Here is a 21494-nt window from a genome sequence, read left to right as displayed (position 1 = left end):
CGTACGCAGACGAACCGCGCGGGGCGGCCCCGCCGTACGCCCAGAGGGCCGGGGCTGCCCCGGAGTGAGGAGACACCTATGAGCCGCGCCGTCATCCACGGTGGCCCGGTCAGCACCGCGTCCGACGAGATCCACGCCGACGTGCTCGTCGAGGGCGGCCGGATCGCCGCCCTCGCCGCACACGGGACCGATGCCGTCGAGAGCTGGAGCGCCGACCAGCGGATCGAGGCGGCGGGGTGAGGGGGCCGGCGGGCCGGGGCGTGGCACCGGCCGGCGCCGGTGGTGGGCTGGTCGATGGTCGGCGTGAAGGGAAGGCTGGGAAATGACTCGGACTCTGATTACCGGTGGTCTTGTGATCACGGCGGCGGACGAGGTGCACGCGGATGTGCTGATCGAGCACGGCCGAGTGGTGGCGTTGGCGGCGCCGGGTACGCAGGAGTGGACGGCGGACCGGGTGATCGACGCGTCGCAGAAGTACGTGATCCCCGGTGGGGTCGACGCGCACACGCATATGGAGCTGCCGTTCGGTGGCACGTTCGCGTCGGACACGTTCGAGACGGGGACGCGGGCGGCGGCGTGGGGCGGGACGACGACGATCGTCGATTTCGCGGTGCAGTCGAAGGGACAGGCGCTGCGGGCCCGTCTGGACGCCTGGATGGAGAAGGCGGACGGGAACTGCGCGATCGACTACGCGTTCCACATGATCATGTCGGATGTGAACCAGTCGACGCTACGGGAGATGCCGAGGCTGGTCGAGATCGGTGTTTCCTCGTTCAAAATGTTCATGGCCTATCCGGGTGTTTTCTATTCGGATGACGGCCAGATCCTGCGGGCCATGCAGATGGCCGGGGACACCGGCGGGCTGATCATGATGCACGCGGAGAACGGCATCGCGATCGACGTCCTCGTCGAACAGGCTCTGGCCCGGGGCGAGACCGATCCCCGCTACCACGGGGAGGTCCGCAAGTCCCTCCTGGAGGCGGAGGCCACGCACCGGGCGATCCAGCTCGCCCGGGTGGCGGGCTCCCCGCTGTATGTCGTACACGTCTCGGCCGAGGAGGCGGTGGCGGAGCTGGCGGCGGCGAGGGACATGGGCCTGCCGGTCTTCGGTGAGACCTGCCCGCAGTACCTGTTCCTGTCGACGGACAACCTGGCGGAGCCGGACTTCCAGGGCGCCAAGTACGTGTGCTCGACGCCGCTGCGACCGAAGGAGCACCAGGCGGCGTTGTGGCGGGGCCTGCGTACCCATGACCTCCAGGTGGTGTCGACGGACCACTGCCCGTTCTGTTTCACCGGTCAGAAGGAGCTGGGCCGGGGCGACTTCTCGAAGATCCCCAACGGCCTGCCGGGGGTGGAGAACCGCATGGACCTCCTCCATCAGGCGGTGGTGGACGGGCACATCTCCCGCCGTCGCTGGATCGAGATCGCGTGCGCGTCTCCGGCCCGGATGTTCGGCCTCTACCCGCGAAAGGGCACCATCGCGCCCGGCTCGGACGCGGACATCGTCATCTATGACCCGCATGCCACACAGGTGCTGTCGGCCGAGACCCACCACATGAACGTCGACTACTCGGCGTACGAGGGGAAGACGGTGACCGGCCAGGTCGAGACGGTCCTCTCGCGGGGTGAGGTGGTGGTGGATCAGCGCAAGTACGCGGGTCACGCGGGTCACGGGGTGTTCCTGCCGCGTGGTCTTTGCCAGTACCTGGGCTGAGCGACCCGGGGTCTTGTTCTCTCTCCTCGAAAACTGGAGGTTCCGCGTGGACTTCGGACTCGTCCTGCAGACCGACCCGCCCGCCTCGCAGGTCGTCGGGCTGATGCGCCGGGCGGAGCGCAACGGCTTCCGCTACGGCTGGACCTTCGACTCGGCCGTGTTGTGGCAGGAGCCCTTCGTCATCTACAGCCAGATCCTCGAACACACCACCAAGCTCCACGTCGGCCCGATGGTGACCAACCCGGGCACGCGCACGTGGGAGGTGACGGCCTCCACCTTCGCGACCCTGAACGACATGTACGGCAACCGGACCGTCTGCGGCATCGGCCGCGGCGACTCCGCCATGCGCGTCGCCGGCCGTAGACCCAACACCCTGGCTCGTCTCGGCGAGGCCATCGATGTGATCCGGGACCTCGCTGAGGGACGTGAGGCCGAGGTCGACGGCAACCCGATCCGCCTCCCCTGGGTGAAGAACGGCAGGCTCCCCGTCTGGATGGCTGCCTACGGCCCCAAGGCCCTGGCCCTGGCCGGGCAGAAGGCGGACGGGTTCATCCTCCAACTCGCCGACCCGTTCCTGACGGAGTGGATGGTCAAGGCGGTGCGGCAGGCCGCCACCGACGCGGGCCGCGATCCCGACGCCCTGACGATCTGCGTCGCGGCCCCCGCGTACGTCACCGCGGACGACTCCCCGCAGGCGCTCGCCCACGCCCGGGACCAGTGCCGCTGGTTCGGCGGCATGGTCGGCAACCACGTCGCCGACCTGGTGGAGAAGTACGGCGAACACTCGGGAATGGTTCCGGAGGAACTCACCGCGTACATCAAGGACCGGCACGGCTACGACTACGGGCACCACGGCCGCGCCGACAACCCCGATACCGCCTTCGTCCCCGACGAGATCGTGGACCGCTTCTGCCTCCTGGGCCCCGCAGAGGCGCACATCGAGAAGCTGCGGCACCTCAAGGACCTCGGCGTGGACCAGTTCGCCGTCTACGACATGCACGACAACCGGGAGGGCACCATCGACGCCTACGGCTCCGACATCATTCCGTCGTTCCGCCAAGCAGTGCCGGAGCGGTGTTGAGATCGGCGTGGCCCGGGCCGGTCGTGGAGCCGGCCCAGAGGGATGTGCGCGCCCACGGTGGCGGCGGCGCTGTCGTGCACCGACCCGTACGCCTTCTTCATGTCGTCGGTGAGGTCGTTGTCCCGCGGCCCGCTGTGACGCTGCGGGTGCCCGACATCGTGCCGGCGGATTCCGTGACCCAGACCGTCGTGCCTCACGCCCAGCACGGCATTCCCACAGCATTCCAGGGGAGCGTCGCACTGTATGGGGGCACCACCTCGGCCCGGCGGGCGTAGCCGTGCTCTCGGCGCGGTTCGACACAGAGCGTCTGCGGCTCGGGAGTCGAAGACCCCAGCGCCATCCGGAGCCCCCACAGGGCTCGACGCCCGCATGATGTGCGAAGGGTGACGGTGCCTCTGAAAGCCTCCGCGCACCGTCGTGCACGCGCTACCGTCGAGGGCCGTGACTTCGGTACGGGCACTCACGTTGTTGATCTACGAAATCAACCCGAGCCACGAGGACATTGTGACTGAGAACCCCCGCCCCCCTGTGGCAAGCATCCACATCGAGAGCCGGGAGTGCAGACCGGAGCTGCTGGAGCGGCTGATCGGCGCCACCTACTTCCCCGAGCGGTTGCTGGGCGCGACGATTGTCAACACCGTCCTTCGGGGCGGCGGCCACGTGCTCTACGTCACCGCTCCACTGATCGTCGACGCGGACCAGCAGGTGGACTACTACGTCAACCTGCTGTCCGGTGGTCAGAACGACATGAGCGGTGAGCGGCGAGACGCTCGGGAGCGGGTCGGACTCCTGTCACTGGACGATGTCTCCTCCCGCTGGCTCAGTGAGAAGGTCCTGGACCCCGCCAGCGAACAAGCGGCCACCGCTCGCGAGGCGCTGCGGGAATTTGTGAAGGTTCACCGAAGCGCGGGCGCGCACGCTCGGCTGAGCTACTTCGAGCCGTCCCTGCCTCTGGAGTCGCTGGCCCGTGAATTGGGCGTACCGGGCACCCAGTCCTCCTCCGTTCACATCCCGAGAGGGAGCAAGCACTCCAGCCGGGAGATCTTCGCCGCCACGGGTATCCCCGTGGCGCCGGGCACCGGTCTGTGCCACAGCGTGGCCGAGCTCGCCGCCGGGACAGCGGCGCTGGTGCGGGCGGGGCACCGCAAAGTCCTCCTCAAGCTCGACAGCACCGCATACGGTGGCGGGCTCGGGAACGCTCTGCTCGACATGGGCGAGGATGCCGTGCTCATGTCCGGTGACGCCCTGGTCGATCTCGTCCTCGAAAGCCTGCCTGGGGCCACCCTGGTGGACTCCGGGATCAGCTGGGACGATTTCGTCGGGCTGCTGGAAGAGTCCGGCGCGATCGCGGAGGCGTGGATCGAAGGCGGTCAGGTCTCCAGCCCGAGCTTCCAGGGCCGGTTGACCGAAGAGGGCGGCGTCGAGGCGATCTCCACCCATGACCAGGTTCTCGGTGAGAAGGGGCAGAGTTACACCGGCTGCACCTTCCCGGCCCACGTCGACTACCGTTCGGTACTCGTCGACTACGGACTGCGAGTGGGGCGGGCTCTGCTCGAACTGGGCGTGGACAGTGGTGAGTACGGAGTGGACTTCCTCGCTCTGCGGTCGGAGGGCGACTGGCGCCTGTGGGGATGCGAGATCAATCTCCGGGCGACGGCCACCAAGCACCCGTTCACCATGGCCACCGGCCTGCTCGGAGTGGCCCCCACGGGCGACGGACGGCTGGTCGTGGAAGGAACCGAGTACGTCTATCAGGCTTCGGACGGCATTCTCGCGCCCCACTACCGGGGCCTGCGCCCCGCCCAGCTGATCGAGGCCGTCACGAACTCGCCCCTGGCCTACGACCCCGGGCGCAGGACCGGGGTCGTGCTCCACCTGATGAGCCCCGTCCTGCACCACGGAAAGTTCGGCGCCCTGTGTATCGGCACCGACCATGCCGAGGCGGCGGAGCTGATGCGCCGGCTTCGCGAACTCGCCGACGCGCTCGCGTCGGGCAGTCGGACCGGCTCGACGATTCCCCACAGCCAGTCCGCGTCCTCCGCGTCTCACCCGAACCCCCATGCGGCGGTGGACGCGCACTGAGGCCGGCCCATCCGGCCGTAGGCAGGCTGTCCACCGGCTTCCGGTGGGCGGCCCGCAACCGCGGTGCCGCCCCTGTTCGTCGAAACAGGGGCGCTCGCGCTGTTCAGACCATGGGCGAGAAGAAGTACGTGTCCCGCCGTGCGAACAGCTGCGCATGGTCGAGCACGAAGAAGTCGGCGAACGCGAGGGAGACTTCGCGGCCGTCCTTGAGAACGCCGTGGAAGTCGCCGTTCACTGCGATCCGTTGGCCGTCGGCCACGGTAGTGGTGAGGGTGTGCGTCCCCCGCGCGATGACCCGTTTCTCCGTGTAGAACGCCTTGAGATCGGTGTGCCCGTGCATCGGCTTGTAGCCGGGGCGGCGGTAGACGGCGTCCTCGGCGAAGAGCGCGATGAGGCCTGGCACGTCGTCCTCGTCAACCAACCGGTAGTACGCGCGAACTTTAGCCACGGCGTCTTGTTCTTCGTTCTTCTCCATAGCCTTCATTCCTTGTTCGGATCTGTTCGAATGGCTGCTGAATCTCATTATGCAGCGGAATGAATTCTCCGAACCGGGCCTGTCATATCGAAACTATTATCGAGACGTCTGTGGAGTGCTGCGGGGTTTTCGGATCCGCCGGACGAGTTCGGTGATCTGCGGGATCCGGAAGGCGTCCGGCCGCTTCGGTAGTGACGAACACGCAATCGAACCTCGGGCGTATGTTCGCAATAATATGAACAATTTTTTCTCTGGAGTCATCGCATGGGGCTGGGCCGAACGGGGTACCCATTTCGTGCTCGGGTGCTCGCCTTTCCGATCTTTCGTCGGAGATTCGTGCATGCGAAACCCGGTAAGTTTCTCGCTTTGATTTGGAGTGGTGAATGAAAAGCGCTGATTCCAGGGAAACGGCCGCAGATCTGGCCGCGGATGCCGCTTTCTTGCAGATGGCCGAGAACCTCGGGCTGTCCGCTCTGCTGGACGGGCGGTCGCCCTTCACCCTGGACGAGGCGGCGGCCGCCGCCGATCTGCCCGAGGACGGCGCCCGAGGCTTTCTCCGGGCGCTGGTCTCCGCGGGCCTACTGGAACAGAGCGAGGCGGGCGGGCGGTTCGTCCCCTGCGCCGACCTGGCCGACCGCCGCTACCAGGCCGGCTACCTCTGCTGGTCGCTCAACGCGAACCGCCCGTATATCGACCACGTGGCGGAGATCGCGCGCGAACCGGCCGCGGCGACCGGCTACCGCCGTGACGGTCGACAGGTGGCGGTCTCCTCGCGCTGGATCGGCTCGTCCGGCTTCTATCCCGACGTCGTCGCGCAGATCACCGAACGCAAGCCGCGGCGCGTGGTCGACCTGGGCGCCGGTGCGGGAGCTCTGCTGATCCGGTTGCTGACCGAGCTGCCGGACAGCACCGGTGTGGCCCTCGACCTGAGCGCGGGGGCGTGCGAGGAAGCGACGCGGGCGGCGGAGCGGGCGGGGGTGCGCGGCCGGCTCGAAGTGGCCCACCGCTCGATCGAGTCGCTGGTCGAGGACGCCTCGCCGGTCCGGGACGCCGATGTCGTGCATGCGGGCTTCGTGATGCACGACGTGGTCAGCAAGCCCGAGGTGCTCGACAGCCTCCTGCGCACCGTACGCACCTCGCTCGCCCCCGGCGGCTGTTTCGTCGTGACCGACGCGGTGCCCTTTACTCCCGGCGCGCGGGAACGAGGCTTCAGCGCCCTGTTCAGCTATCTGCACGCGAGCTCGATGGACGTAAAGCTGCCCTCCGAGCAGCAATGGCGCGACGGCTTCGCCAGGGCCGGCTTCTCCGAGGTGACCTGCACCCCGCTGCGCATGCCCGGCAGCCGCGCGTTCGTCGCCGTCGGCTGAGGCGCTTCGTGGTGGCGGACAACGCCGGAGCAGCCGGCACCGACAGAGGAGTGCTGTGAAGATCTCGGCCGAGCAAGCCGTACACAAGGCGGCAGAGCTGTACGAGGCGCGTGCGAAACGCGCCCCCATCAAGCCCTTCACCGATAAGGATCCAGCGCTGGGAATGGAGGACGGATACGCCATCCAGCGCGAGCTCACCGCGATGCTCCTCGCGGACGGCGACAGAGTCATCGGGTACAAGGCGGGGTTGACGTCCGCGCCGATGCAGAGCATGTTCGGCGTCGACACCCCGGACTACGGGCCCGTGCTGGCATCGACCGTCCGGGACAGCGGGGCACGCCTCTCCCACGACGCTTTCATCGCCCCCAGGGTCGAGGCGGAGATCGTCTTCCGGCTCGCGACTCCTCTGGCCGGTCCGGGTGTCACGGTGGAGCAGGCACGTGGGGCCATCGGCGAAGTGATCACCGGCCTGGAGATCGTCGACTCCCGGATCGAGGACTGGCGCATCGGCATCGCCGACACGATCGCCGACCTGGCCTCGAACGGAGCAGCCGTTCTGGGCCGCTCCGTCGCCTTCCGCCCCGACCTCGACTTCCGGTTGCTGGGCATGGCGTTCTACCGGAACGGCGAGCTCGTGGCGACCGGCGCGGGAGCCGCGGCTCTTGGCGACCCCGTGGCGGTCGTGGCGTGGCTGGCGAACACCCTCGGCAACCACGGTGTGACCCTCGACGCCGGCCAAGTGATCATGACGGGAGCTCTGCACGCCGCGGTCCCGATGGCTTCCGGTGACACCTTCACCGCTGAGTTCGACCGCCTGGGAGCTGTCACCCTGCACGTCGACGGCCCTGACCCCGCGCCCTCGCCCAGGCCCGCGACCGTACGCGACGGTCGGACATGACCGGGTCCGGCCGACCCCATGGCTCGGGTACGGCCAGGACGAGTCCTGTGACGACGAGTCATCACAGGACGAGTTCCGTGACGACGAGTCATCCCCTACGGAAGGGCATAACAGGCATGGAACCAGATGGACGGCTGTCCGCGGTGGTCCTGGGCGCGGGCCTGCTCGGGGTCGATCTGGCGGCCAAGGTGATGCGGTCGAGCTCCCTCGACCTCCGCCTCGTCGTGGGCCGCGACGAGGCGACCCCGGGTCTCAGACAAGCGGCCAGGCTCGGACTGCGGACCGCGGCGAACGGCATCGGGTCCCTCACCGACACCGACGATGTGTTCGACGTGGTGTTCGACACGACCAACGCGTTGTCGCACGCCGAGCACGCCGAGCGGCTGAAGCCACTGGACACCATGCTCATCGACCTGACGCCCAGCCGGGTCGGACGGATGGTGGTGCCCGTGGTCAACGGCTCGGAGGCTCTGACCTGCCGCGACGTCAATATGGTCAGCTGCGGCGGCCAGGCGTCCATCCCGATTCTGCACGCCATCACCCGGCACCACCGGATCGACTACATCGAGGTGGTCACCACCGCCGCCAGCCCGAGTGTGGGTCGCTCCACGCGCCTCAACCTCGACGAGTACGTGGAGACCACCCAGGACGCGATCCGTGCCCTCACCGGGGTCAAGAACGTCAAGGCGATCCTCAACCTGAGTCCCGCCAGGCCCCCAGCGATGTTTCGCGTCGCCATGAGCCTGCTCGGCGAGGGGCTCACCACGGAGTCGGTACGCCCACTGGTCGCCGAGGCCGCGCGGAGCGTGCGCGACTTCGCCGCCGGGTACGGCGTGACGGCATGCGAGGTACACGACGGGAGGGCGTTCACCGCCGTCGAGGTCGCGGCGTCCGGCGACCGGGTCCCCCGGTATGCCGGAAACATCGACATCATCAACTCGGCGGCACTTCATGTCGCCGAGCAGTACGCGGCAAGCCGCCTCTCCAAGGCAGGTGCGGAAACATCATGAACCAGTCACCTGGCGCCCCGGCCGTTGCGGGCAGGCCCGTCCAGATCCACGACCCGACCCTGCGCGACGGTCATCACGCGGTACGTCATCAGCTCAGCCCGGAGCAGTTGCGCGCGTACGCCTCGGCGGCCGACTCCGCCGCCGTCCCCGTGGTCGAGGTGGGCCACGGCAACGGCCTGGGTGCCTCCTCCCTACAGGTGGGACAGGCCCGCCTCAGCGACGACGAGATGCTGTCCGTGGTCAGGGAGGCGCTTCGCAGCAGCAAGATGGGTGTCTTCATGCTGCCCGGCTGGGGCACCGCGGCGGATCTGAAGAAGGCGATCGATCACGAGGTCGACGTGGTTCGGATCGGAACCCACTGCACCGAGGGAGACCTCGCGGAGCGGCACCTGGGATTCCTGCGCGAGGCGGGTGTGGACGCGCACGGCGTGCTCCTGATGAGTCACATGGCCACCCCGGAGCGGCTGGCCGAGGAGTCCGCCCGACTCGTCGGCTACGGAGCGACCGGTGTCGGCATCCTCGACTCCTCCGGTCACTATCTCCCCGCGGACGTCACCGAACGTGTCGGCGCCATCTGCGAGGCGGTCGAGGTGCCCGTGATGTTCCACGGGCACAACAACCTCGGTATGGCCGTGGCGAATTCCATCGCGGCGGCGGAGGCGGGGGCCAGCATTCTGGACGCCTGCGCGAGCGGCTTCGGCGCCGGAGCGGGCAACACCCAGCTGGAGGTCCTGGTGCCGGTCCTCGAGCGGATGGGCTTCTCGACGGGCATCGACCTGTACCGGCTGCTGGACGCTGCGGACATCGCCCGGAGGGAGCTGATGGACGCCCCGCCGAGCATCGACTCCGTCGCCGTCGTCAGCGGCCTGGCGGGGGTGTTCTCCGGATTCAAGTCACGGGTGCTCGACGTCTCGCGGCGCGAGGGCGTCGATCCACGCGACGTCTTCTTCGAACTGGGCCGACTCCAGGCGGTGGCCGGCCAGGAGGACCTCATCGTCGACGTGGCACTGGCGCTCCGTGACAAGCGGGGGCAGAAGGAGAAAAGGGGCGCGGGCGGTGTATGAGGTGCTCAAGGACATTCTGGTCGACGAGTTCCAGATCAGGGCGGAGGAAATCGTACCGACAGCCAGCCGGACCGATGTGGGCCTGGATTCCGTGACCATGGTGGAACTCGCGGCTCTGTTGAGCAGCAGGCTCGCCATCGAGATCCACGACTACGAGCTCGCGGACGCCGGCACGTTGGCGGAGCTCGCGCGCGTGGTGGAGGAGCGCCGGCTGGCCGGCACAGCCGAAGCCGACCGTGCCGAGCCGGAGTCCTGAACGGGTTCCGGGGCCGACAGCGGGCTCGGATCGCAGGAGCGACAGCGGAACAGCGACGGAGGTGAGTCAGTGCTGGAAAGCGTTGTGGGGAACGGCAGAATGATGGTTGACGACGGTTCCCTGTCCCGCAGGGTGACCGTGTCCCCGGGGATGTGCGGCAGCGGATCGCTGATCTACGGGCGTATCGGGGACTGGACCTGGGAGGCGGTGGCAGCGGCCTGCGGGACGAACGTCCACGCGGCTCGGACCGCCGAGGGCCGGCCCGCCTATCTTTCCTTCTACTACTACCGGGTAAGAGGCGGGCGGGTCGTCCACCCCAACGGGCTGACCTTCGGCGACGAACTGCGAGTGGAATCCCGGGTGTTCCAGTTCGGCAGCCAGTCGGTGCTCACCCTCCACCGCCTCGCCCCCGCAGACCTCGCTCTGCCCGAGGGGCCGTTGGACGCGGCGGAGGTGTACGAGCGGCCGCACCCGGACTGCCTGTACGTCGAGAACGTCAACCGCTGGATCACCCGCTCCCGCCCCGGCAGCAATCGTGGCTTGTCCGAGGTGGTGCCCCCGGACTTCACCCACACCCATCTGCCGAGGCTTCCCAACGACTACTCTCCCCGGACACTGGTGGGCCGCGCCCGGGGAGCGGGCAGTTTTCATCCCGAGGCCCGACAGGACCTGGTGCCGGCCGGTCCGGTCCATGCATGCGAGTACACGCTCGACATCACTCGGGACATCAACGGCGTCGGCTTGGTGTACTTCGCGTCGTACTTCTCCATCTTCGACACGGCTCTGCTGAACCTGTGGCGCTCGCTCGGGCGTGATGACGGGCAGTTCATGCGGCGCAAAGTAGTGGATCAGAAGATCGGCTACTTCAGCAACGCGGACCCGGGTGCTGCCCTCACACTTTCCGCTCGTCGCTGGCGTAGTCGAGCCGACCCGGGCATCGAGGTTGCCGACATGTCGATGCGCGAGGTCGGCACGGACCGCCTGCTCGCCGTGGCCTGCGTCGAACTCGATGTCGGCACGACCTCCTCGGAGAGCGAGGAAGCCGGATGAGCGCCAATCCCAAGGCATTCGCCAAGGCGCCAGACCGGCAGGGCGCCGCCTCGCGCTTTCCGCGCCCCTCCGGCGAGGGGAAGCGAGGTGCTCCGAGAACCTGAACGCGCGAGCGCGGGAGCCTGACATCCGGCGATTCGATCTGCACGCGGGCGGCAGAAGGAAGCTCATGGCCGGATGACTCTGTGCCTGTGAAGCCCATCGAGCTCACGCACCGTCGCCACGTCTGTGTCGACGGAACGCGCCGCCTCTCCGGCCGACGGTCCTGGCGAGTCCGCCCGGGGTATGGGCGACAGAGCGGGCGCCCGGTCCGGCCGGAACGGTTGAGCGTGCCGCCTCCTCTCGTTACCCTCCAGTAGTACGTGTGGGCGCAGCCGGGACGACCGGTCGGTCCGCACCACGAGGGAGGCGGCACGCCCATGTCCTCAGCGGAGCCCACCGAACAGACCGGCCCGGCCGTACGGGAACCCGGGCGCGGAACCCGCCCCGCCGCCCACCTTCCGCCGCCGGGCCACGGACTCGCGGAGAGCGCCCGTCGGCTCGCCGGCGCCACCATCACCTCCACCGCACTCGTGACCGACGCCCTCGCCCGCATCGAGGCCACGCAGCCCACCCTCAACGCCTTCCGCCACCTGCGGACCGAAGCGGCCCTCGCCGAGGCCGCGGCGGCCGACCGGCGGCTCGCGGCGGGGGAACGGCTGCCGCTTCTCGGCGTGCCGGTCGCCGTCAAGGACGACAGCGATGTGGCGGGCCTGCCCACCCACTTCGGCTGCGACGGAGAGCGACCCCCGGCCGCCTCCGACAGCGAGGCGGTCCGCCGGCTGCGCGCCGCCGGAGCCGTCGTCGTCGGCAAGACGAACTCCTGCGAACTGGGCCAGTGGCCCTTCACCGAAGGACCCGCCTTCGGCGCCACCCGCAACCCCTGGAACACCGCGTACACCCCGGGTGGCTCCTCCGGCGGATCGGCGGCGGCCGTCGCCGCCGGACTCGTCCCCGCCGCCCTCGGCTCGGACGGTGCCGGATCCGTGCGCATCCCCGCCGCGTGGACGCACCTCGTCGGCATCAAACCGCAGCGCGGGCGCATCTCGGTCCACCCGCACAGCGACGCCTTCCAGGGGCTCACCGTGAACGGCACCCTCGCCCGTACGGTCGCCGACGCGGCGCTGCTCCTGGACGCCGTCGCCGGAGCGCATCCCGAGGACCTCCACCGCCCGCCCGCCGTGCGTGCCGCCGACGCCGCCGGCCGCGACCCGGGCAGGCTGCGCATCGCCCTCGCCTGGCGTCCCCCGCTCACGCTCACCGGTGCCGGACCGGACCCGGAGGTGCGCCGGGCCGTCACCGCGCTCGCCGAGACCCTCGCCCGGCTCGGCCACCACGTCGAGGAGGCCCGACCCCGGTACGGGCTGATCGGCCTGGCCTTCGTGCCCCGTGCCACCGCGGGGATCGCCGAATTCGCCGCACGCCATCCCGAACCGGCCCTGCTCGACCCGCGCACCCGCAGCGCACTGCGGACCGGGACGCGGCTGGGCGGGCGGGTGGTGCGGGCCGCCCGCGCCCGTGAAGTGCGCCAGCACCGCAGGATCGGCGCCCTCTTCGACGCCTCCGGTTTCGACGTGCTGCTCACCCCGACCACGGCCGCGCCGCCGCCCCGGATCGGCGCCTTCGACCACCTCAGCGCCTGGCGCACCGACCTCACAATGGCGGCCGCCTGCCCCTACGCCTGGCCGTGGAACGTCCTCGGCTGGCCCGGGGTGAACGTCCCGGCCGGCTTCACCCGGTCCGGGCTCCCCATCGGCGCCCAGCTCCTGGGGCCTTCCCGGAGCGAGGAGCGGCTGATCGCGCTCGCCGCCCAGCTGGAGGACGACCTGCGCTGGTACGAGCACCGGCCCCCGACTCCGTAACGCCGCTCCTCGGAGGTCGTTTTGTTCCGGTGTTCTATCCCGGAACCTGCTGTTTGCCCTGTGGCGTCGGGTCTCGCCAGGAGATGGTGTTCTCGCCGGTGAGGCGGCGGTGGAGCATGAGCCAGCGGTAGGTTCGCTCCACTGCCGTCCTTGAGGACGATTGAGCTGTACCCAGTTTCACGACGGTCCCGGGACATCTGGCCTCGGCCTGCTGGTTGCCCGGATCGAGCCGTCGCGGTGGTGCGAGGACGAGGTTGGTTCGGGGACCCGGTGGCTGCTCGGCGAGTTCGTCGCCCGCCCTCCGGGCCGCTCCACCGCCCACGGCCTGGAAACACTGACCCGTCGTGAGCGGGAAGGCACCGCACTGGCGGCGCGGGGGCTCAGTAACGACGAGATCGCCGTCCACATGGTGGTCAGCCCCTTCACGGTCAAGACCCATGTGAGCCGCGCGATGATCAAGCTCGGCGCCCGTGACCGGGCTCAGCTCGTGGTCTTCGCGTACGAGTCCGGCCCGGTCGAGCCGCGTTCGCGGACCGACGGGAGCCAGTCTTCGGGACACGGGCGCGCCCACGGTGCGTGAAGCCGTGCGGGGGCCTTGTGGAGCCCGGAACGGTGAAGAGATATCTTGATGTCAAGCAATGTTGCAGACGTGGAGCGGAGCACCCGGTGACTGACTCGACCATCATCTATACGCACACCGACGAGGCCCCTGCCCTGGCGACCTACTCGTTCCTGCCCGTAGTCGAGGCCTACGCCTCGACCGCAGGCGTCACGGTCGAGCGCCGTGACATCTCCCTCGCGGGCCGGATCATCGCCAGTTTCCCGGAGCACCTCAAGGCCGAGCAGCGTATCGATGACGCTCTCGCCGAGCTCGGCGAGCTGGCCAGGACGCCCGGCGCGAACATCATCAAGCTGCCGAACATCTCGGCGTCGATCCCGCAGCTCAAGGCCGCCGTCGCCGAGCTCCAGGAGCAGGGCTACGCGCTCCCGGACTACCCGGACGACCCGCGCACCGACGCGGACAAGGACGTCCGCGCCCGCTACGACAAGGTCAAGGGCAGCGCCGTGAACCCGGTGCTGCGCGAGGGCAACTCCGACCGCCGCGCTCCCGCGTCCGTCAAGAACTACGCCAAGGCCCATCCGCACCGCATGGGCGCCTGGAGCGCCGACTCGAAGACCAACGTCGCCACGATGGGCGTCGACGACTTCCGCTCCACCGAGAAGTCCGCCGTCATCGCCGAGGACGGCTCGCTCCGTATCGAGCTGGGCGCCGACGACGGCACCACCACCGTGCTCCGCGAGTCCGTACCCGTCCTCAAGGGCGAGGTCGTCGACGCGGCCGTCATGCGCGTCGCCGCCCTGCGGGAGTTCTTCACCGCGCAGGTCGCCCGCGCCAAGGCGGAGGGCGTGCTGTTCTCCGTGCACCTCAAGGCCACCATGATGAAGGTCTCCGACCCGATCATCTTCGGCCACGCGGTCCGCGCCTTCTTCCCGAACACCTTCGCCAAGTACGGCGACCAGCTCGCCGCGGCGGGCCTCACCCCGAACGACGGCCTCGGCGGCATCCTCAAGGGCCTGGGCTCCCTGCCGGGCGTCGGCGCCGAGATCCAGGCGTCCTTCGAGGCCGAGCTCGCCGAGGGCCCCGCCCTCGCGATGGTCGACTCCGACAAGGGCATCACCAACCTGCACGTTCCCAGCGACGTCATCGTCGACGCCTCCATGCCCGCCATGATCCGCACCTCGGGTCACATGTGGGGCCCGGACGGCGACGAGGCCGACACCATCGCCGTCCTCCCGGACAGCAGCTACGCCGGTGTCTACCAGGTCGTCATCGACGACTGCCGCGCCAACGGCGCCTTCGACCCGTCGACCATGGGCTCGGTCCCCAACGTCGGTCTGATGGCGCAGAAGGCCGAGGAGTACGGCAGCCACGACAAGACCTTCGAGATCCCCGCCACCGGCACCGTGCGCGTCGTCGACGCGGGCGGCGCGGTCGTGCTGGAGCAGGCCGTCGGCGCCGGCGACATCTTCCGGATGTGCCAGACCAAGGACCTGCCGATCCAGGACTGGGTCAAGCTCGCCGTCACCCGCGCCCGCGCCACCGGCAACCCGGCCGTGTTCTGGCTGGACGAGAGCCGCGCGCACGACGCCAACCTGATCGCCAAGGTCACCACGTACCTCGCCGACCACGACACCGACGGCCTGGACATCTCCATCAAGACCCCGGAGAAGGCCACCGCCTTCTCCCTGGAGCGCATCCGCCGCGGCGAGGACACCATCTCCGTCACCGGCAACGTGCTGCGCGACTACCTCACCGACCTCTTCCCGATCCTGGAGCTCGGCACCAGCGCGAAGATGCTCTCCGTCGTCCCGCTGATGAACGGCGGCGGCCTCTTCGAGACCGGCGCGGGCGGCTCGGCCCCCAAGCACGTCCAGCAGTTCGTCAAGGAGAACTACCTGCGCTGGGACAGCCTGGGCGAGTTCCTGGCCCTCGCGGTCAGCTTCGAGCACCTGGCGATCACCACGGACAACGCGCGGGCGCAGGTCCTCGCCGGCACCCTGGACCGGGCGACGGGCACCTTCCTCAACGAGGACAAGTCCCCGAGCCGTCGCCTCGGCGGCATCGACAACCGCGGCAGCCACTTCTACCTGGCCCTGTACTGGGCCCAGGAGCTGGCGCGGCAGACCGACGACGCGAAGCTCGCCGAGGCGTTCGCGCCGCTCGCCAAGACGCTGGCCGAGCAGGAGGAGACCATCGTCGCCGAGCTGATCGCGGTGCAGGGCTCCCCGGCCGGGATCGGCGGCTACTTCCAGCCCGACCCGGCCAAGGCGGAGGCTCTCATGCGCCCGTCCGCCACGTTCAACCAGGCCATCGCGACCCTCGGCTGACCTGATGTGAGGCGGATGCCTCAGCCGCTTCGCTCCGCCCCGGCGGGCCCTGTGCCCGCCGGGGCGGAGCGCGTTCTCGGGGCTGATGCGATCCCGGACCAATCCGCCGGTCCCGCCGCTCCGAATGACGACCGTGAGGATCACCCGAACAGCCCTGACCCGCGGCACGCCGGCCGCCCTGAGCGGACTGCTCGCGGGATTCGCCTCGCTGGCCTTCGCCGAGCTCGTCTCGGCGGCCGTCAGGCCCGAGGCGAGTCCCGTGACAGCGGTCGGCGGAGCGGCCATCGACCGGACGCCCGCCGGTGTGAAGGACTGGGCGATCCGGAACTTCGGCGAGGACGACAAGCTCGTCCTGCAACTCGGGATCGTCGTCACGCTCGCCCTCTTCGCCCTGACGGTCGGCCTGTTCGCCCTGCGGTACCGGCGGGCCGGCTCCGCAACGGTCCTGGTCTTCGGCGTGGTCGGCACGGCCGCCGCCGTCAGCAGGCCGGACTCCACGGGCCCGGTGGACGGTCTGCCGTCCCTGCTGGGGGCGGCCGTCGGGGCCGTACTGCTGTACGTCCTCATCGGCCGGCTCAGCGCTCCGCACCGGATCGCCGGCCAGGAGCAGCGATGCGAGCGGGCCGAGGTCAAGAGCGACGAGCCGGAGCCCGGGGCCGGTTGGGACCGGCGGGGCTTCGTGATCGCGGCCACCGCCGCGGCCGCCGCGTCCACGGCGGCGGGCGTCGTGGGCCGGACGCTGAACGGCCGCAGCAGCCAGAACGCCGTCGCCTCCCGTGAGGCCGTGACGCTGCCGTCGCCGGCCTCGCCCGCGAAACCGATTCCGGCGGGCGCACAGATGAGGGTCCGCGGTATCAGTCCCTTCACCACCCCGAACGACTCGTTCTACCGGGTGGACACCGCGCTGGTGATTCCCAAGGTCGACGCGGACTCCTGGCGGCTCCGCATCCACGGCAAGGGCGTACGGCAGGACCTGGAGTTCACTTACCAGGACCTGCTGGAACGCCCGTTGATCGAGCGGGAGATCACGCTCACCTGCGTCTCCAACGAGGTCGGCGGACCCTACGTCGGCCACGCCAGGTGGATCGGCGTCCGGCTCGCCGACCTGCTCAGGGAGGCCGGGGTGAAGCCGCCGTCCCGGCGCGGCCCGGCCGACCAGCTCGTCGCCCGCTCGGTGGACGGCATGACGCTCGGCACCCCCGTCGAGGACGTCATGGACGGCCGGGACGCGATGCTCGCGGTCGGGATGAACGGCGAACCGCTGCCCTTCGCCCACGGATTCCCCGTCCGTATGGTCGTCCCCGGCCTCTACGGGTACGTCTCGGCCTGCAAGTGGATCGAGGACATCGAGCTCACCACGTTCGACGACTACGACCCGTACTGGGTGAGGCGCGACTGGGCCCGTGAGGCCCCGATCAAGACCCAGTCCCGGATCGACACCCCCAAGCCCTTCGGGCGCCCGGAGGCAGGCACGGTCATGGTGGCCGGAGTGGCCTGGGCCCAGCACCGCGGTATCGAGAAGGTCGAGATCCGGGTGGACGAGGGCCCCTGGCGGCCGGCGCAGCTCGCCGAACAGGGCACCGTCGACACCTGGCGCCAGTGGTCCTACCCCTGGAAGGCCACCCCCGGAGGCCACACCCTGACCGTCCGGGCCACCGACCGCACCGGCGAGGTCCAGACGGAGAAGCGCACCAAGACCGTCCCCGACGGTGCGAGCGGCCGGCACTCCGTGGTGGTGACCGTCGACTGACTCCGCGGGCGCGGCCCCTCACCGGGTCCGTCCGGCAGCCCCCACACACTTTTCCTTTCGTGACGGTAAATCCCTTCTGTGCAACCAATTGAGGAGATCCATATGAACGCCCTTCGCCACCGCCGCGCTGCCGTCGCCGTCGTCGCCGCCGTGATGCTGCCCCTGTCGCTGGCCGCCTGCTCCGACGACAGCTCGGACAAGGCGTCCGACAGTTCGTCCGCCACGGAGTCGGCCCCCGAAGGCGCGGCCCCGGCCGACGGAGATAACGCTTCGGCCGACCAGCCCTTCGGTCCCGCCTGCGCGGGTGTTCCGGCAGAGGGCGCCGGGTCCTTCGACGGCATGGCCAAGGACCCGGTCGCCACGGCCGCGTCGAACAACAAGGACTTGTCCACCCTCGTCGCCGCCGTCAAGCAGGCCGGCCTGGTCGACACCCTCAACAACGCCGAGAACATCACGGTGTTCGCACCGACCAACGAGGCCTTCGCCAAGATCCCGAAGGCCGACCTGGACGCGGTCCTGGCCGACAAGGCGATGCTCACCAAGATCCTCACGTACCACGTCGTGGGTGAGAAGCTGACCCCGCAGCAGCTGGAGAGCGGCACCCACGACACCCTGGAGAAGAGCACCCTGAGCACCGCCGGCTCCGGTGAGTCGTACAAGGTCAACGACACCGCGAGCGTGGTCTGCGGCAATGTGCCCACCGCCAACGCCACGGTCCACATCGTGGACACCGTCCTGATGCCGAAGTAGTCACGGGCGCACCACCGCACACCGAAGGACCGCCCTGTCGCGGGAGGACGCGGCCAACCCCGAGGCCCTTCCCGCGGCGGGGCGCTTCGCCTTCACGGGCCGAAGACCCTCCTGAGCGCCGATGCCGGTCGTCGCGCGGCGGCCGACGTCCGGCACCCGGGGGAGTGGGCCCCGCGCCCGGCGCGGGGCCCTGCGGGGGGTGTCCCGGGGCGATCCTCAGGGCACCCGGGCCGTCCACTCCGGCGTTCCGAACTTGGTGCGTACCAGCTCCTCGGCGCGCGCCATTTCGTCGTCCGTCACGCTTCCCGCGGTGAGACCGTGACGCCCACGGAACGACTCGATCATGCGTTCGATAACGGCCTGGCGGGGGAGTCCCGTCTGCCGCCGCAGCGGGTCGACGCGCTTCTTCGCGGACGGGGTGCCCTTGTCGGACATCTTCTCCTTCCCGATCCGCAGCACCTCCAGCATCTTGTCGGCGTCGATGTCGTACGCCATGGTCACGTGGTGCAGCACGGCGCCAGGCCCGCCGTCCGGCCCGACCATCCGCTTCTGCGCGGCCCCGGCGATCTTGCCGACCTCGGTGGCGATGTCGTTGAGCGGCTGGTACCAGGCCTTGATGCCCATGTCGGCCAGGGCCTCGAGGACCCAGTCGTCCAGGTAGGCGTAACTGTCGGCGAACGACATTCCGGAGACCAGGGACTGCGGGACGGCCAGCGAATAGGTGATGGTGGAGCTCGGCTCGGCGAACATCGCGCCACCGCCGGAGATCCGGCGCACGACGTTGACGCCGTGCCGTTCGACGCCCGCCGGGTCCACCTCGTTGCGCAGTGACTGGAAGCTGCCGATGATCACGGCGGGGGAGTCCCACTCCCAGACCCGCAGCGTCGGCGGCCGCAGCCCCGCCGCGACCTCGGCGGTGATCACCTCGTCCAGTGCCATGTGCAGGGCGGGGGACTGCGGGGCCTCGTGAATCAGCTGCCAGTCGTAGTCGCTCCACTCCGTGGCCTGTGCGAGCGCCCTGCGCACGGTGACGGCGACCCCCTCCGCGCTGAGCCCGAGCATCACCGTGGAGTCGGGCAGCGCCGCCTCGATCCGGGCCGCGAGGGCGGCCGTGTCGGTGTTGGCCGGGGCGCCCTCCAACGCCGCGTCGATCGCGAGGATCGCCTCGTCGGGTTCGAGGAAGAAGTCCCCGGCGACACGCACGTTCCGCAACGCCCCGCCCTCCACATCCAGGTCCACCACGACCAGCTTGCCGCCGGGAACCTTGTACTCACCATGCACAGCCGTGCCTCCGCCCTCGGGTCCCGGCCCGTTGTGAGCCGGACACAAACGTCCACAAACGTCCACAACGCATGCGCGGGGCCGGTTCATCCCGACCGCCCCTGGCATGATCGGCCGACATGAGCGACGCACCCCGTCACATCCTCGTCATCGGCATGGGCGCCGGCGACCCCGACCACCTGACACTCGCCGCGGTGAAGGCCATGCGCCGGGCCGACGTCTTCTTCGTGCTGGGCAAGGGCAAGGAGAAGGACGCGCTGACCCGGCTGCGGCGGGACATCCTCGCCGAACACCTGACCGGCCCCTACCGCGTCGTCGAAGCCGAGGACCCGTGGCGGGACCGCACCCGGCAGGACGCCGGACGCTACGCCTCGGCGGTGCGCGACTGGCGCCACCGCCGCGCCGACATCTGCGAACGCCTGATCATCGAGGAGCTCGCACCGGGGCGGTGCGGAGCCTTCCTGGTGTGGGGCGACCCGTCCCTGTACGACAGCACTCTCGCGATCCTGGACGACATCCGCGGGCGGGGAACGGTGGAGTTCGAGTACGAGGTGATCCCCGGCATCAGCAGCGTCTCGGCCCTCGCCGCCCGGCACCGCGTCACCCTGAACCAGGTCGGCCGCCCCATCCACATCACCCCCGGCCGACGGCTCGCCCAGGGATTCCCCGAGGACTGCGACCTCGTCGTGATGCTCGACGGCCACGAGAGCTTCACGCAGCTGACGGGCAGGGGGTGGTGGATCCACTGGGGCGCCTACATCGGGACCCCGGACGAGATCCTGGTCGCCGGACCGCTCGACGAGGTGGCGGGCCGGATCGGCCGGCTGCGCGCGGAGGCCCGCGAACGGCACGGCTGGATCATGGACACGTATCTGCTGCGCCAGACGGACGACGCGGACGGAGCGAATGGCACGGATGGCACGGGTGGCACGCGTGGTGCGGCGCACCCGGGCGCTACGGGCGGCGCGGACCGTACGCACCGCTGAAAGGCCCGAGTCGAGGCGCGGGCGGCATCGGCCGCCGCACCTCGTCGTCGGACCTGTGGAGTGTCAGCCCCGGGACTCGTGCGCCCGGATCACACCGAGGCCGTGTCCCAGGCTGGGGCATTCGGCGGTCAGATCGCTGCCGCGCACCAGGTAGTTGTGCACGCGACCGTTCGTCGGCCGTTCGACGGCGCGATACAGATGGCCGTTCACGGTGATCGTCCAGTCGTCGCCGTCCTGGGCCCACCCGACTGTCTTCTTCATCTGGCGTTTTCCGTTTCCTCGATCGGCCTCGCCGCGGGTCGGCGGCCGTGTAGTGGGAAGAAGAACGGCTTGTGACGCTCGGTGGTTCCGCAGTTTCTGTGCCATTCGGTTACATCTGTGTCACTGTCACGCCCCGGGGGCGCGTTCGGCCTGACTGGTGGTCAGCATGCCGCTGACGAACAGCCGAACGGGCGGAGAACACGCGTGGCTCAGCGTGGTGTCCGCCGCGAGGGAGTCCGGCCCGGAGTCGGGAAGTGCGCCGGCCCGTGTCCCATGTCACCGTCCGAAGTGTGAACAACGGTGTGCGCGTGCCGGGCGTCCCCTTAGGCTGGCTGGTGCAGCTGGTTCGCCCTGTCCTCCAGGCAGGGCGTCGCAAGAGGGAACCCGGTGGAAATCCGGGACTGCCCCGCAGCGGTGAGTGGGAACGACCGCCGTCATACGCACTGGGCCCGGCAGGGTCTGGGAAGCGACGGCCATTAGGTGTCTGCCCCGGCAGACGTGCCCGCGAGTCCGAAGACCTGCCCGCTGCCCGCGCGCGACCGTTCGCGTGCGGAGATCTCGGTGACCTCGTGGGCGGGTCGGCGTAACCGTCAGGTGGACGGACACGGTTCGACGTGTCCCGGTGTCCGCCCGATGCGTCATCCCTTCGCGTCCGCGTCCCGTCCCGGGATCTGTCATG

The 21494-nt window shown here is 69.7% G+C and carries 18 protein-coding genes, 1 pseudogene and 1 riboswitch; of the genes and pseudogenes, 16 read left to right on the top strand and 3 right to left on the bottom strand.

What is annotated here, in order from left to right; genetic code table 11:
• Nucleotides 1-78 precede the first annotated feature (78 nt).
• The 4 genes from ACZ60Q_RS04935 (at nucleotide 79) to ACZ60Q_RS04920 (ending at nucleotide 4877) form a co-directional block, all read left to right on the top strand.
• On the top strand, nucleotides 79-240 hold the full coding sequence (locus tag ACZ60Q_RS04935) for a hypothetical protein (RefSeq protein ID WP_469628499.1): 162 nt from the start codon (nucleotides 79-81) through the stop codon (nucleotides 238-240).
• Nucleotides 241-322: 82 nt separating this feature from the next.
• Nucleotides 323-1714, top strand: coding sequence for a dihydropyrimidinase (hydA, locus tag ACZ60Q_RS04930; RefSeq protein WP_469628497.1), 1392 nt, complete (start codon nucleotides 323-325; stop codon nucleotides 1712-1714).
• Between the two features lie 46 nt (nucleotides 1715-1760).
• On the top strand, nucleotides 1761-2795 hold the full coding sequence (locus ACZ60Q_RS04925; RefSeq protein ID WP_469628494.1) for a TIGR03842 family LLM class F420-dependent oxidoreductase: 1035 nt from the start codon (nucleotides 1761-1763) through the stop codon (nucleotides 2793-2795).
• A gap of 528 nt (nucleotides 2796-3323) precedes the next feature.
• Entirely contained in the window at nucleotides 3324-4877 is a 1554-nt protein-coding gene (locus tag ACZ60Q_RS04920; protein WP_469628492.1) for a peptide ligase PGM1-related protein, read from the top strand.
• Nucleotides 4878-4980: 103 nt separating this feature from the next.
• Here ACZ60Q_RS04920 and ACZ60Q_RS04915 read toward each other — a convergent pair whose 3' ends face one another.
• Nucleotides 4981-5352, bottom strand: a complete 372-nt coding sequence (locus ACZ60Q_RS04915; RefSeq protein ID WP_469628490.1) for a nuclear transport factor 2 family protein — start codon at nucleotides 5350-5352, stop codon at nucleotides 4981-4983.
• Between the two features lie 446 nt (nucleotides 5353-5798).
• Between ACZ60Q_RS04915 and ACZ60Q_RS04910 the strand changes: the two genes are divergently transcribed.
• From ACZ60Q_RS04910 to ACZ60Q_RS04860, 11 genes and pseudogenes are all read left to right on the top strand, one after another.
• A complete protein-coding gene (locus ACZ60Q_RS04910) occupies nucleotides 5799-6719 on the top strand; it encodes a class I SAM-dependent methyltransferase (RefSeq protein WP_469628488.1) in 921 nt (306 codons plus the stop codon).
• A 55-nt stretch (nucleotides 6720-6774) separates the two neighbouring features.
• Nucleotides 6775-7617, top strand: coding sequence for a 2-keto-4-pentenoate hydratase (locus ACZ60Q_RS04905; protein ID WP_469628485.1), 843 nt, complete (start codon nucleotides 6775-6777; stop codon nucleotides 7615-7617).
• Between the two features lie 116 nt (nucleotides 7618-7733).
• Nucleotides 7734-8627, top strand: a complete 894-nt coding sequence (locus ACZ60Q_RS04900; protein ID WP_469628483.1) for an acetaldehyde dehydrogenase (acetylating) — start codon at nucleotides 7734-7736, stop codon at nucleotides 8625-8627.
• On the top strand, nucleotides 8624-9691 hold the full coding sequence (gene dmpG, locus ACZ60Q_RS04895) for a 4-hydroxy-2-oxovalerate aldolase (protein WP_469628480.1): 1068 nt from the start codon (nucleotides 8624-8626) through the stop codon (nucleotides 9689-9691). Before ACZ60Q_RS04900 ends, dmpG begins: the two co-directional genes overlap by 4 nt.
• Nucleotides 9684-9947: an acyl carrier protein gene (locus tag ACZ60Q_RS04890; RefSeq protein WP_469628478.1), complete on the top strand. Its 264-nt coding sequence runs from the start codon at nucleotides 9684-9686 to the stop codon at nucleotides 9945-9947. Before dmpG ends, ACZ60Q_RS04890 begins: the two co-directional genes overlap by 8 nt.
• 99 nt (nucleotides 9948-10046) lie before the next feature.
• Nucleotides 10047-10997 carry an LnmK family bifunctional acyltransferase/decarboxylase gene (locus ACZ60Q_RS04885; protein WP_469628475.1) on the top strand — a complete coding sequence of 317 codons (951 nt, stop codon included), beginning with the start codon at nucleotides 10047-10049 and terminating at the stop codon, nucleotides 10995-10997.
• A gap of 419 nt (nucleotides 10998-11416) precedes the next feature.
• The gene (locus ACZ60Q_RS04880) at nucleotides 11417-12898 is read left to right on the top strand and encodes an amidase (RefSeq protein WP_469628472.1); all 1482 of its coding nucleotides are present in this window, start codon (nucleotides 11417-11419) and stop codon (nucleotides 12896-12898) included.
• Between the two features lie 259 nt (nucleotides 12899-13157).
• Nucleotides 13158-13478 (top strand): annotated as a pseudogene (locus tag ACZ60Q_RS04875) (response regulator transcription factor); the annotation flags it as partial.
• A gap of 86 nt (nucleotides 13479-13564) precedes the next feature.
• Nucleotides 13565-15787: an NADP-dependent isocitrate dehydrogenase gene (locus ACZ60Q_RS04870; RefSeq protein ID WP_469628469.1), complete on the top strand. Its 2223-nt coding sequence runs from the start codon at nucleotides 13565-13567 to the stop codon at nucleotides 15785-15787.
• A 124-nt stretch (nucleotides 15788-15911) separates the two neighbouring features.
• Nucleotides 15912-17537: a sulfite oxidase gene (locus ACZ60Q_RS04865; RefSeq protein ID WP_469628466.1), complete on the top strand. Its 1626-nt coding sequence runs from the start codon at nucleotides 15912-15914 to the stop codon at nucleotides 17535-17537.
• A gap of 102 nt (nucleotides 17538-17639) precedes the next feature.
• Nucleotides 17640-18287: a fasciclin domain-containing protein gene (locus tag ACZ60Q_RS04860; protein WP_469628463.1), complete on the top strand. Its 648-nt coding sequence runs from the start codon at nucleotides 17640-17642 to the stop codon at nucleotides 18285-18287.
• A 216-nt stretch (nucleotides 18288-18503) separates the two neighbouring features.
• Here the strand turns inward: ACZ60Q_RS04860 and ACZ60Q_RS04855 are convergent, their stop codons facing one another.
• Entirely contained in the window at nucleotides 18504-19568 is a 1065-nt protein-coding gene (locus ACZ60Q_RS04855; RefSeq protein WP_469628460.1) for a lipoate--protein ligase family protein, read from the bottom strand.
• 119 nt (nucleotides 19569-19687) lie between these two features.
• On the opposite strand from ACZ60Q_RS04855, the gene cobF reads away from it, so the two are divergent.
• Nucleotides 19688-20554 (top strand): precorrin-6A synthase (deacetylating), encoded by an 867-nt coding sequence (gene cobF / locus ACZ60Q_RS04850; protein WP_469628457.1) that lies wholly within the window; start codon nucleotides 19688-19690, stop codon nucleotides 20552-20554.
• A 63-nt stretch (nucleotides 20555-20617) separates the two neighbouring features.
• Here the strand turns inward: cobF and ACZ60Q_RS04845 are convergent, their stop codons facing one another.
• Entirely contained in the window at nucleotides 20618-20815 is a 198-nt protein-coding gene (locus ACZ60Q_RS04845; protein ID WP_469628454.1) for a hypothetical protein, read from the bottom strand.
• Between the two features lie 325 nt (nucleotides 20816-21140).
• Nucleotides 21141-21355, top strand: a riboswitch (cobalamin riboswitch).
• Nucleotides 21356-21494 lie beyond the last annotated feature (139 nt).

It is taken from the genome of Streptomyces sp. NPDC104313, assembly GCF_055583985.1.
Note: the sequence above shows the minus strand (reverse complement) of the source record. Positions and strands in the feature narration are given on the sequence as shown.